The following is an 11,316-nucleotide window of genomic DNA, read 5'->3' on the forward strand; positions in this document are numbered from 1 at the left end:
CTCTGCTATACCGGACGCCCGGCTCCGTTTTCCCGCTTTACTGGATGATCTGCTCGCGGATCGCCTTGGCGACCATCTGGGTGCGGTTGACGACGTCGAGTTTCTTCAGGATCGTCGCCGTATGCGAGTTCACCGTATGCTCCGAGACGGAGACGATGAGGGCGATCTCGCTTGCCGTCTTGCCGTAGGAGATCCAGCGCAGGATTTCCGTCTCGCGCGGCGTCAGCCCCATGCCGGCCTTGTTGGCGAGTACCTGCCTGTAGAAATAGTCGAAGGTGCAGTTCGCCTCGTAGCAGATCTCGAAATGCTCGCGCCGGCCGATATCCTCGCCGTCGCCGAGGAAGAGGACGACATAGCGCGTACCCGCGACGGAATGCACGGGGACCGCGAGCGCCATGTCGAAGCCGATCTGGTCGAGGAAATCGGCGCCTTCGGTGGAACCGTTCTGCGCCGCGTCCGAGGCGCGCCACACCGTCGGGATCGTCGACTTGTAGAAGCTTTTGAAGAGGGCGGAATCGTTGAGGCGGTGACGCTTGTCATAGGCTTCGGCAAGGCCGGCGGGCAGGTCGTGCAGCACCAGCCGGCCGGCGAGCAGGCTGGTCTCGTGCTCGTTGGCGAGCTGCAGGACGCCGAAATGCTCGAAGCCGTGGCGCAGGGCCATCGTATGGAAGATACGAAAGAAATCGACGCGATTGAGAGCCTTCTCCAGATCGCCTTCGAAATCGTATCGCCTGTAGTGTCTGTTCAATACGGCCACGCGGCCTCCACCCCCGGATTCCACGCGATGCAATCTAGCGCCGCAATCTCTGGCGGCAAAGGCTTTTGCCGGACAATTTAGCGCAGGTCTCTCATTTTCTGCCCGTCACGCGCTGCAAGCCGATGATGGAAAAGGGAAAAACGGCGTCGGCGCTACGGGCGAAAATCCCGGTTTTGCAGGCATTTCGAATGCTGTGGAGAATAATCTTCCAGGGATTTTTCCGTTTGGACAAAATTGTCCGCCGACTTATTGCAATCCTGCGGCAAATGTCGTTCCATCCGCGCAAGGCCGGGGCTGGACCTGCACCCGCGTCCGCACACAACGAACAAAAAAGCAAACCTGGGAAGCTCACTATGAAAAAGCTGACTACTCTCCTCGCAGCGACGGCGCTTGCCTCGATGATGGCAGGCGCTGCCTGGTCGAAGACGCTGGTCTATTGCTCGGAAGCCTCGCCCGAAGGGTTCGACCCCGGTCTCTATACCGGCGGCCAGACCTTCGACGCCACGTCGCGCACCGCCTATAACCGCCTCGTCGAGTTCAAGCACGGCAGCACGGAGCTGGAACCGGGCCTCGCCGAGAGCTGGGAAGTGTCGGCCGACGGCAAGGAATACACCTTCAAGCTGCGCAAGGGCGTGAAGTTCCAGACGACCGAGTACTTCACCCCGACCCGCGAACTGAACGCCGACGACGTCATCTTCTCGTTCGAGCGCCAGTACAAGGAAGACAATCCGTGGAACAAGTATGTCGCGGGCGCTTCCTGGGAATATTTCGCGGGCATGGGCTTCCCGGATCTGATCGAGAAGATCGAGAAGGTCGACGACCTGACGGTCAAGTTCGTGCTGAAGCGTCCGGAAGCGCCGTTCATCGCCAATCTCGGCATGGACTTCGCCTCGATCCTCTCCAAGGAATATGCCGACAAGCTGCAGGCTGACGGCAAGATGGAACTGCTGAACCAGCAGCCGCTCGGCACCGGCCCGTTCACCTTCGTCGCCTACCAGACGGATGCGGCGATCCGCTACAAGGCCAACCCCGACTACTGGAACGGCAAGCAGCCGGTCGACGATCTCGTCTTCGCCATCACCACGGACGCCGCCGTCCGCGCGCAGAAGCTGAAGGCCGGCGAGTGCCACATCATGGCCTATCCGAACGCCGCCGACGTTGCCGAGCTGAAGAAGGACGAGAACCTCCAGGTTCTGGAGCAGGAAGGCCTGAACGTCGCCTACCTCGCCTACAACACGCTGGTTCCGCCGTTCGACAAGGTCGAGGTCCGCAAGGCCCTCAACATGGCCGTCAACAAGCAGGCCATCGTCGACGCGGTCTTCCAAGGCGCGGCAACGGTCGCCAAGAACCCGATCCCGCCGACCATGTGGTCGTATAACGACGCCGTCCAGGACGACAAGTACGATCCGGACGCGGCCAAGAAGATGCTCGAGGAAGCCGGCGTCAAGGATCTCAAGATGAAGATCTGGGCCATGCCCGTCGCGCGTCCCTACATGCTGAACGCCCGCCGTGCGGCCGAGCTGATGCAGGCCGACCTCGCCAAGATCGGCGTCACGGCCGAGATCGTTTCCTATGAATGGGCCGAATACCTCAAGCTCTCCTCCGCCAAGGACCGCGACGGTGCGGCCATCATGGGCTGGACCGGCGACAACGGCGATCCGGACAACTTCCTTGACACCCTGCTCGGCTGCGACGCCGTCGGCGGCAACAACCGCGCGCAGTGGTGCAACAAGGAATTCGACGACCTGATGACGAAGGCGAAGGAAACCTCCGACATCGCCCAGCGCACCAAGTTCTATGAAGACGCCCAGGTCATCTTCAAGCGCGAAGCGCCGTGGAACACCATCGACCATTCGCTGGTCGTCGTCCCGATGAGCAAGAAGGTCTCGGGCTTCAAGATGGACCCGCTGGGGATTCATCGCTTTGACGGTGTAGACATCGCCGAGTAATATCGGGCAAAAGAAAGGCACGCCGCAAAGAGCGTGCAATGGCCGGCGGTCCGAAGGCATTCGGGCCGCCGGTTTTTCAAAAGAAGAAGGGATTGGCTCCCATGTTGCGCTTTATCTTCGGACGGCTCGCCGTCCTGATACCCACGTTCATCGGGGTATCGATCATCGCGTTCGCCTTCATTCGACTTCTGCCGGGCGATCCGGTCATGCTGATGTCGGGCGAACGCGTCATGTCGCCGGAACACCATGCCGAGCTGATGCACCAGCTCGGCCTCGACCGGCCGATGTACATCCAGTATTTCGACTATCTGACCGGCCTGCTCTCGGGCGACTTCGGCTCGTCGATCGTCACCAAGCGGCCGGTGCTTGAGGATTTCATGAACCTCTTCCCCGCCACGCTGGAGCTTTCGCTCTGCGCCATCATCGTTGCCGTCGTGCTCGGCATTCCGGCCGGCGTGCTTGCCGCGGTCAAGCGCGGCACCTGGCTCGACCAGTCGATCATGGGCGTCGCCCTGGTCGGCTATTCGATGCCGATCTTCTGGTGGGGGCTGCTGCTCATCATCTTCTTCTCCGGCTATCTCGGCTGGACGCCGGTCTCGGGACGCATCTCGCTGATGTACTTCTTCCCGCAGGTCACCGGCTTCATGCTGATCGACAGCCTGATCTCGGGGCAGGCGGGGGCGTTCAAGTCGGCGCTGACCTACCTGATCCTGCCGACCGTGGTGCTGTCGACGATCCCGCTTGCGGTCATCGCGCGCCAGACCCGCTCGGCCATGCTCGAAGTGCTTGGCGACGACTATGTCCGCACCGCTCGCGCCAAGGGCCTCTCGCCCTTCCGCGTCATCGGCATCCACGCGCTGCGCAATGCCATGATCCCCGTCATCACCACGATTGGCCTGCAGGTCGGCGTGCTGCTTGCGGGCGCCATCCTGACCGAGACGATCTTCTCCTGGCCGGGCATCGGCAAGTGGATGGTCGACAGCGTCTTCAAGCGCGACTATGCCGTGGTGCAGGGCGGGCTGATGCTGATCGCCGCCGTCATCATGATCGTCAACCTCGTGGTCGACCTGCTTTACGGCTGGGTCAATCCGCGCATCCGGCACTAGGAGGGCGCTCCCATGAGCTCAGTACAGACAACGTCCGAGGCCAAGACGGGCGGCACGCCGCCGTCGGGCCTTTCCGAATTCTGGTTCTATTTCTCGCGCAACAAGGGCGCGGTCATCGGCCTCTTCATCTTCCTGGTGATCCTGTTCGTCGCCGTCTTCGCGCCCTTCGTCGCGCCGCACAATCCGAGCATCCAGAACCGTGAACTCCTTCTCCTGCCGCCGGTCTTCCAGCAGGGCGGGACCTGGGGGCACATCCTCGGCACCGACGCCGTCGGCCGGGACATCCTCTCGCGCCTTATCTACGGCGCGCGCTTCTCGCTCTTCATCGGTCTCGTCGTCGTGACGCTGTCGGTGGTCTCGGGCGTGCTGATCGGTCTGGTCGCGGGCTATTTCCGCGGCAAGGTCGATACCTTCATCATGCGCATCATGGATATCATCCTGGCCTTCCCCTCGCTGCTGCTCGCCCTCGTGCTGGTGGCGGTTCTCGGCCCGGGCCTGCTCAACGCCATGATCGCCATCTCGCTCGTCAACCAGCCGCATTTCGTGCGCCTGACGCGCGCGGCGGTCATGACGGAGAAGTCCAAGGATTATGTCGTCGGCTCGCAGGTCGCGGGCGCGGGCACCCTCCGCCTGATGTTCCTGACGATCCTGCCGAACTGCCTTGCGCCGCTCATCGTCCAGGCGACGCTCGCCTTCTCGGCGGCGATCCTCGACGCGGCGGCCCTCGGCTTTCTCGGCATGGGCGCCCAGCCGCCGACGCCGGAATGGGGCACGATGCTCGCCGAAGCGCGTGAATTCATCCAGCGCGCCTGGTGGGTCGTCACCTTCCCCGGCCTTGCCATCCTCGTCACCGTGCTCGCCATCAACCTTATGGGTGACGGCCTGCGCGACGCCCTCGATCCCAAGCTGAAGAGGTCGTGATGTCGCTTCTCGAAATCAAGAACCTCACCGTCGAGTTCCAGACGGCATCCGGTCCCTTCCGCGCCGTGGACGGCGTATCGCTCAAGGTCGACGAGGGCGAAGTGCTCGCCATCGTCGGCGAATCCGGCTCGGGCAAGTCCGTCTCCATGCTCGCCGCCATGGGCCTCCTGCCCTGGACGGCGAAGGTGACGGCGGACGTCCTCACCTTCAACGGCCGCGACATGAAGGCCATGTCGGATGCTGAGCGGCGCAGGATCATCGGCAAGGATATCGCCATGATCTTCCAGGAGCCGATCGCCAGCCTCAATCCGTGCTTCACGGTCGGCTACCAGATCGAGGAAGTGCTGCGCATCCACACGGACCTCAATCGCAAGGCGCGCCGCGACCGGGCGATCGAGCTGTTCCAGCTCGTCGGCATCCCGAACCCGGAAGAGCGCCTTGGCCACTATCCGCACCAGATGTCGGGCGGCCAGTGCCAGCGCGTGATGATCGCGACCGCGCTTGCCTGCAATCCGAAGCTTCTGATCGCCGACGAGCCGACCACCGCGCTCGACGTGACGATCCAGAAGCAGATCCTCGACCTCCTGATGAAGCTGCAGGCCGAACACGGCATGGGCCTCATCATCATCACCCACGACATGGGCGTCGTCGCAGAAACCGCCGACCGCGTCATCGTGCAGTACAAGGGCCGCCAGATCGAGGAGGCCGACGTGCTCTCGCTCTTCTCGGCCCCGAAAAGCGTCTACACCAAGGCTCTTCTCGCGGCCCTGCCGGAGAACGCCACGGGCGGGCGCCTGCCGACGATCACGGAAAAGCTGACCGACGCCGAGATTTTCGCAGGAGCCGTCCGATGACCCCGGTTCTCGAAGCGCGCGACCTCAAGCGCGACTATCACATCCCCGGCAGCTTCATGAAGCCGTCCAAGACCGTTCACGCCGTCAAGGGCGTGAGCTTCAAGGTCGAGGAGGGCAAGACGCTTGCCATCGTCGGCGAAAGCGGCTGCGGCAAGTCCACCCTTGCCCGCATGGTCACGATGATCGATCCGATCACCGCGGGCGAAATGCTGATCGACGGCCGCAAGGTCGACATCGCCAGCGAGCCGCTGACGCCGGAAATGCGCAGCAAGGTGCAGATCGTCTTCCAGAACCCCTATGGCTCGCTGAACCCGCGCAAGAAGATCGGCGACATCCTGACGGAGCCGCTGGTCATCAACACCAAGGTTCCGGCGGACGAGCGGCGCGACCGCGCCATGGCCATGCTGAAGAAGGTGGGGCTGGAGGAGAAGCATTACGGGCGCTACCCGCACATGTTCTCCGGCGGCCAGCGCCAGCGCGTGGCGATCGCCCGCGCGCTGATGCTCAATCCGCGCCTCCTCGTGCTCGACGAGCCGGTCTCGGCGCTCGACCTCTCGGTGCAGGCCCAGGTTCTCAACCTGCTCGCCGACCTTCAGGACGAGTTCCATCTGACCTATGTCTTCATCAGCCACGACCTTTCGGTCGTGCGCCACATCGCGGACGACGTGATGGTGATGTATTTCGGTGAGGCCGTGGAATATGGCAGCCGCGACCAGGTCTTCGACGACCCGCAGCACAGCTATACCAAGACGCTCTTCGCCGCGACGCCGCGTGTCGATATCGACGCCATCCGCGCCCGCGTCGAGCGACGCAAGCGCGTCGCCTGAGGCGAGCGGCGCGTGACCGACGCCCGCGCCATCGTCGTCATGGGCGTTTCCGGTTGCGGCAAGACCTCGGTCGCCGAGGGTCTTGCCGCAAGCCTCGGCGCCGCCTTCATCGAGGGCGACAGCCTGCATCCCGCCGCCAATGTCGAGAAGATGTCCCGCGGCATTCCCCTGACGGACGAGGACCGCTGGCCCTGGCTCGACATGATCGGCCGGGCGCTGGCCGATGCGCGCGCCGCGGGCAACGGCGTCGTTGTCTCCTGCTCCGCCCTCAGGAAGGTCTACCGCGAGCGCCTGCGCAGTGCCGCCGGCGGCACGCTTTCCTTCGTCTTCCTCAGGGGCAGCCGCGACCTTCTGATGACGCGCATGGCCGCGCGGGAAGGGCACTTCATGCCCGTCAGCCTGCTCGACAGCCAGCTCGCCACGCTGGAGGACCCGTCCGGCGAACCGGGCGTCGTGACGGTCGATATCGATGCGCCCGTCGAGGCCATCGTCGCCGCCGCCCTCCGGGGATTGGCATCCTGAGGGAGAATTTGCGGGGCCGCCTCTGGCGCCCCGCCGGCCGTCCGCCTATAGACGGCGGGCCTGCCGGCCATCGCGTGGCGGTGGGTTTCCGATATTTCCGCGACCTGACAGGAACGAGACATGGATATCAAACGCTTTGAAACCGGCCCGCGCATGAGCCAGGCCGTCGTGCACAATGGCACCGTCTATCTGGCCGGTCAGGTCGGCGAGGCGGGTTCTGACGTCACCGAGCAGACGAAGCAGGCGCTGGCCGAGGTCGACCGCCTTCTGGCGCTCTCCGGCACGGACAAGACGCGCATCCTCTCCGCCCAGATCTGGCTTGCCGACATGGCCGATTTTTCCAAGATGAACGCCGTCTGGGATACCTGGGCGCCGCAGGGCCACACGCCCGCTCGCGCAACCGGCGAATCCAAGCTCGCGACGCCGGATTACCTCGTCGAGGTCATCGTCGTCGCCGCGCTCTGACAAGCACGGCAGACCGGAATGAAAAGGCCCGCTTGCGCGGGCCTTTTTGCGTCATGCGGATTTGGCGAGCCGCGCCTGTTCGTCGAAGAACAGCGCCTGGCTGATCAGCGCCTTCACCATGTCCGGGTTGAACGGCTTGGTGACGAGGAAGGCCGGTTCCGGCTTCTCGCCGGTCAGGAGCCGTTCCGGGAAGGCGGTGATGAAGATCACCGGGATCGTGCTGTTCTTCAGGATGTCGTTGACGGCGTCGATGCCCGAGCTGCCGTCGGCGAGCTGGATATCCGCCAGCACCATGCGCGGCGAGGTGCGGTGATAGAGCTCGACGGCCTCCGAATGGGTGCGCGCGATGCCGGTCACCCGATGGCCGAGGCCCTTCACCATATCCTCGATATCCATGGCGATGAGGGGTTCGTCCTCGATGATCATGATATCGGTCGCCACCTGACGCGAGATGTCGCGCGAGGCCTCGTCCAGCAATGCGCTGAAGCGGTCCTCCGGCACATCCATGATATCGGCGCCCTCGGCAATGTCGAAGCCCTCGACGGCGACGAGCAGGAAGGCCTTGCGTTCTGCCGGCGGCAGGTTGGAAAGGTTCGCTGCCGCCTGCCGCTCCCAGCCGAAGGGCGAGGTGTTTTCCGGCAGGGTGATGTCGAGATTGTCGAAGAGCGTGCAGTAGAGCCGGTAGAGCGCGATGCGGTCGCTGCGCCCTTCCGGATAGAGCGAGATGTCGCTGACGAGTGCTTCGAGCATGGCGGCGACATAGGCGTCGCCGGATGTCTGCGAACCCGTCACGGCACGGGAAAACCGCCTCAGATAGGCGAGATGCGGTGCGATACGGGTGGAAAGTGACATTTCGTTCTCCCTGGCTATGTTCCGTATCGGAACCGTTTCCGCTAGAGTTCACCTTGCGGAAACCTATTGGTAGCATGCTAAGTCTGACTTGCTATTGGGAATATTGGGCAAAAGGAAGATAGCGGGCGGCAAGCGATGGAAACAAGACCATGATAGAGCCCGGTAAAGACAAGAGACGCGGCGCCGCCTCCGCGAGGGCTGCGTTCGATCCCAATGGCCCCGTCGGCCGCAAGCTGAAATCCTTCTACGACGTCATCGAGACCGAGCCCGTGCCCGATCGCCTGCTCGACCTTCTGGAAAAGCTCGACGATGCCGAGCGCAGAGCCAAGGGCGGTTCCTGACGTCATTCGTTTTCCCTGTTCAAGACATCAAGAAACGGGCCCCGGGGCCCGTTTCGCGTTTCTGCTCGTGGTGCCGTTTAGCGGCAGCGGGCTTCGTAGCGGTGACCGTGGCGGTCACGGTAGATGCAGTAGCCGCGCCGGTCCGAACGGGCGATGAGGTAACCCGCGGTGCCGCCGACGGCCGCGCCGACAAGGGCGCCGCCCGCGCGGCCGGTCACCGCCCCGCCGATGATGGCGCCCGATGCCGCGCCGATGGCGGTGCCGCGTTCAGTCTGGGAGCAGGCGGAGAGTGCCACGGTGGAGGCGACGAGGCAAAGCGCGATGATGGTTTTCTTCATGGTTCCGGTTCCTGGCTGGTTGGTCGGGATCAGATGCGTCCCATGAGGACGAGGATGAGAAGGATGACGACGATGAGACCGAGACCGCCCGACGGGCCGTAACCCCACCCGCGGCTGTATCCCCAGTTCGGCAGCGCGCCGATCAGGAGGAGGATGAGGATGATAAGAAGAATGGTGCCGAGCATCTGCGCTTCCTTTCTCGTCCGGTTCGCCATTGAGCGATGCGCCGACAACGTGCCTGCCGAAACTTTGTTCCCGAAATCGTGACAGGGCGTGATCGGAACTTTTCCGTGCATCGTCCCGTTGTCTGGCCAGTTCTATGGGGAGCCCGATCCGACAGGAGATGGAGAGTGACATGGAGCACATCGCCGCAATCATGCTTCTGGTCGGCTGCGCGCCTGGCAGTCTTTCCTGCGAGGAGCTGCAGGCGCCGCAGGTGGCATTCGAGACGATGGAAGACTGCGTCGGCGCCCTGCCGTCTGCCCTCGGCGATGCGGGTGTTGGAAGACGCGTCGTACATGGCCGCTGTGCGCCCTTCGATCCCGCCTGGGAGGAAGAGAATGTCGAGATCGGCTGGCGCATGACGTCGCGGAACCGGCTGGAGGTCCATGTGCGCAAGGTGGACCCGCCGGCGGACGGCATCGTCGTCGCCGAGAACGCCGGCCCGGTCGATATCGGCCTGCATTGAGGAACTTTTCCGGCTCCCGCCGCTTCCCCGTCAATCGATTGCATTCAACCGAAAGGACAGCGAGATGAACTGGGATATCATCGAAGGCAAGTGGAACGAATACAAGGGCAAGGCGCAGGCCCAGTGGGGCAAGCTCACGGATGACGACCTCGACGTCATCAAGGGCCGCCGCGTCGAGTTGTCCGGCAAGATCCAGCAGCGCTACGGCCTTGCCAAGGACGAGGCGGAGCGGCAGATCGACGACTGGGCGCGCCGCCACTAGCGCAATTCCGGCAAAAGCACGCAGCGGTTTGCGTCCCGAGTTGCGTGGAAACGGAATGCTCTGCCGGTCGCAGCCCTCTTAATCACCGCTCATGCCGCCGCAGCCGAAAGGCCGCGGCGGCATCGTTTTGGAAGAATGGAAAGTGTAGCAAATCAACTCTGTTGCACGGCGGTTGCGGGAACCTTTTCGGATGCTTTCCGTTTCTTCTGCGACATAACAAGGAGATTGAAAATGCTGTACTATGCTGTCGTCTTTCTCGTGATCGCCCTTGTTGCCGGCCTGCTCGGCTTCGGCGGTATTGCCGGTGCATCCGCCGGCATCGCGCAGATTCTGTTCTTCGTCTTCCTCGCCCTTCTGGTCCTGTCCCTGATCGCAGGCCTCTTCCGAAGGGCATGAGGAAGCAGCAATCCGGCAAGGGCGGCGTCCGCGGACGCCGCCCTTTTGCATGTGCGAAGACGTCTTGCGGCCCCTCGGGCCTTTGGTTAATCAACGGTGAACCTGACTGATTCCCGCTGGAGCCCGCGCGATGAAATCCCTCGAACTCCTGGTCGAACGCATCATCCTGTCGAGCCGCTGGATCCTCGTGGTCTTCTATCTCGGCCTCGTGGCGGCGCTCGCGGTCTATGCCGTCTCCTTCCTCTACAAGTTCGTCAAGGTCGCCAAGAACGTCTTCGTCTATGACGATGCGCAGATGATCCTTGCCATGCTCGGCCTGATCGACGCGGCGCTGGTTGCCAGCCTCATCCTCATGGTGATGATCGCCGGCTACGAGAACTTCGTCAGCCGCTTCGACGAGGCGGAGAAGGACGTCTCCTTCCTCGGCAAGCTCGATGCCGGCAGCCTCAAGATCAAGGTCGCCTCGTCGATCGTCGCGATCTCGTCGATCCATCTGCTGCAGATCTTTCTCAATGCGCAGCAATATACCGAGAGCCAGCTGATGTGGCTGACCTTCATGCATCTCGCCTTCGTGGTCTCCGCCGTGCTGCTCGGTTTTCTCGAGCAGATCATGGGCAAGCTGAAGGGCTGATGCCGTGCCGAGAGGGGCAGGGGAGGGGCGCCGCGGGGATATCCGCCGGCGCCTTTTCTTTTGCCCGGAAGTCAAGCGAAAGGAGCGCTTCATCCCCGAAATTCATCTTATGCACCGGCCGGTTTCGGGCAATGTGCCACCAATTCGGCTTTCCCAGACCGCTTTCGGCCGCCGGAGCGTGATTTCCGGGAGCGAAAATGCCGAAACGGGGACGCTTGAAGAGGGGATTTCAACAATTTCCTTTTAAAATCAAGTTGTTATAAGTTTTTCCAAAAATCTTCATCCCCGCTGTTGACGGCCTGAAACGTTGGGCCTATAACGCCGCTCATCGAACGAGAGCGGCGGCGCTTCTGGCGGCCGACGAACTCGCTCTAGGGTTTCCTTGAGAAGCTGGTGAGAATTGGGCC

At 62.9% G+C, this 11,316-nt stretch carries 16 protein-coding genes; 12 read left to right on the forward strand and 4 right to left on the reverse strand.

Translation table 11 applies throughout. The features are described from left to right. Positions 1-37: 37 nt before the first annotated feature. Positions 38-757: a helix-turn-helix transcriptional regulator gene (locus DSD28_RS17765; RefSeq protein WP_162911445.1), complete on the reverse strand. Its 720-nt coding sequence runs from the start codon at positions 755-757 to the stop codon at positions 38-40. A gap of 353 nt (positions 758-1,110) precedes the next feature. On the opposite strand from DSD28_RS17765, the gene DSD28_RS17770 reads away from it, so the two are divergent. From DSD28_RS17770 to DSD28_RS17800, 7 genes are all read left to right on the forward strand, one after another. Then, positions 1,111-2,706, forward strand: coding sequence for an ABC transporter substrate-binding protein (locus DSD28_RS17770; RefSeq protein ID WP_119257755.1), 1,596 nt, complete (start codon positions 1,111-1,113; stop codon positions 2,704-2,706). A 101-nt stretch (positions 2,707-2,807) separates the two neighbouring features. Next, a complete protein-coding gene (locus tag DSD28_RS17775; RefSeq protein ID WP_119257780.1) occupies positions 2,808-3,812 on the forward strand; it encodes an ABC transporter permease subunit in 1,005 nt (334 codons plus the stop codon). A gap of 12 nt (positions 3,813-3,824) precedes the next feature. After that, positions 3,825-4,733: an ABC transporter permease subunit gene (locus DSD28_RS17780; protein ID WP_119257756.1), complete on the forward strand. Its 909-nt coding sequence runs from the start codon at positions 3,825-3,827 to the stop codon at positions 4,731-4,733. Next, positions 4,733-5,587, forward strand: coding sequence for an ABC transporter ATP-binding protein (locus DSD28_RS17785; protein WP_119257757.1), 855 nt, complete (start codon positions 4,733-4,735; stop codon positions 5,585-5,587). The genes DSD28_RS17780 and DSD28_RS17785 overlap by 1 nt, the downstream gene beginning before the upstream one ends. Beyond that, the gene (locus DSD28_RS17790; RefSeq protein ID WP_119257758.1) at positions 5,584-6,414 is read left to right on the forward strand and encodes a dipeptide ABC transporter ATP-binding protein; all 831 of its coding nucleotides are present in this window, start codon (positions 5,584-5,586) and stop codon (positions 6,412-6,414) included. Before DSD28_RS17785 ends, DSD28_RS17790 begins: the two co-directional genes overlap by 4 nt. A gap of 39 nt (positions 6,415-6,453) precedes the next feature. Beyond that, on the forward strand, positions 6,454-6,936 hold the full coding sequence (locus DSD28_RS17795; protein WP_119257781.1) for a gluconokinase: 483 nt from the start codon (positions 6,454-6,456) through the stop codon (positions 6,934-6,936). A gap of 120 nt (positions 6,937-7,056) precedes the next feature. Further along, entirely contained in the window at positions 7,057-7,401 is a 345-nt protein-coding gene (locus DSD28_RS17800) for a RidA family protein (protein ID WP_119257759.1), read from the forward strand. Positions 7,402-7,452: 51 nt separating this feature from the next. Here the strand turns inward: DSD28_RS17800 and DSD28_RS17805 are convergent, their stop codons facing one another. Further along, entirely contained in the window at positions 7,453-8,253 is an 801-nt protein-coding gene (locus tag DSD28_RS17805; RefSeq protein WP_119257760.1) for a response regulator, read from the reverse strand. A 149-nt stretch (positions 8,254-8,402) separates the two neighbouring features. Between DSD28_RS17805 and DSD28_RS17810 the strand changes: the two genes are divergently transcribed. Further along, on the forward strand, positions 8,403-8,594 hold the full coding sequence (locus tag DSD28_RS17810; RefSeq protein ID WP_119257761.1) for a NepR family anti-sigma factor: 192 nt from the start codon (positions 8,403-8,405) through the stop codon (positions 8,592-8,594). Between the two features lie 77 nt (positions 8,595-8,671). On the opposite strand, the gene DSD28_RS17815 is transcribed toward DSD28_RS17810, so the two are convergent. Together DSD28_RS17815 and DSD28_RS17820 are read right to left on the reverse strand one after the other, a co-directional pair. After that, positions 8,672-8,932: a YMGG-like glycine zipper-containing protein gene (locus DSD28_RS17815; RefSeq protein WP_119257762.1), complete on the reverse strand. Its 261-nt coding sequence runs from the start codon at positions 8,930-8,932 to the stop codon at positions 8,672-8,674. 29 nt (positions 8,933-8,961) lie between these two features. After that, on the reverse strand, positions 8,962-9,117 hold the full coding sequence (locus DSD28_RS17820) for a DUF3309 family protein (RefSeq protein ID WP_117368338.1): 156 nt from the start codon (positions 9,115-9,117) through the stop codon (positions 8,962-8,964). Between the two features lie 170 nt (positions 9,118-9,287). On the opposite strand from DSD28_RS17820, the gene DSD28_RS17825 reads away from it, so the two are divergent. The 4 genes from DSD28_RS17825 (at position 9,288) to DSD28_RS17840 (ending at position 10,909) form a co-directional block, all read left to right on the forward strand. Next, positions 9,288-9,620, forward strand: a complete 333-nt coding sequence (locus tag DSD28_RS17825) for a hypothetical protein (RefSeq protein WP_119257763.1) — start codon at positions 9,288-9,290, stop codon at positions 9,618-9,620. A gap of 64 nt (positions 9,621-9,684) precedes the next feature. Then, positions 9,685-9,882 carry a CsbD family protein gene (locus DSD28_RS17830; protein WP_119257764.1) on the forward strand — a complete coding sequence of 66 codons (198 nt, stop codon included), beginning with the start codon at positions 9,685-9,687 and terminating at the stop codon, positions 9,880-9,882. A 231-nt stretch (positions 9,883-10,113) separates the two neighbouring features. Next, positions 10,114-10,278: a DUF1328 domain-containing protein gene (locus tag DSD28_RS17835; RefSeq protein ID WP_023514833.1), complete on the forward strand. Its 165-nt coding sequence runs from the start codon at positions 10,114-10,116 to the stop codon at positions 10,276-10,278. A 130-nt stretch (positions 10,279-10,408) separates the two neighbouring features. Beyond that, positions 10,409-10,909 (forward strand): TIGR00645 family protein, encoded by a 501-nt coding sequence (locus DSD28_RS17840; protein WP_119257765.1) that lies wholly within the window; start codon positions 10,409-10,411, stop codon positions 10,907-10,909. The last annotated feature ends 407 nt before the right edge of the window (positions 10,910-11,316 follow it).

It is taken from the genome of Shinella zoogloeoides (assembly GCF_003574625.1).
Taxonomy (GTDB): domain Bacteria; phylum Pseudomonadota; class Alphaproteobacteria; order Rhizobiales; family Rhizobiaceae; genus Shinella; species Shinella zoogloeoides_A.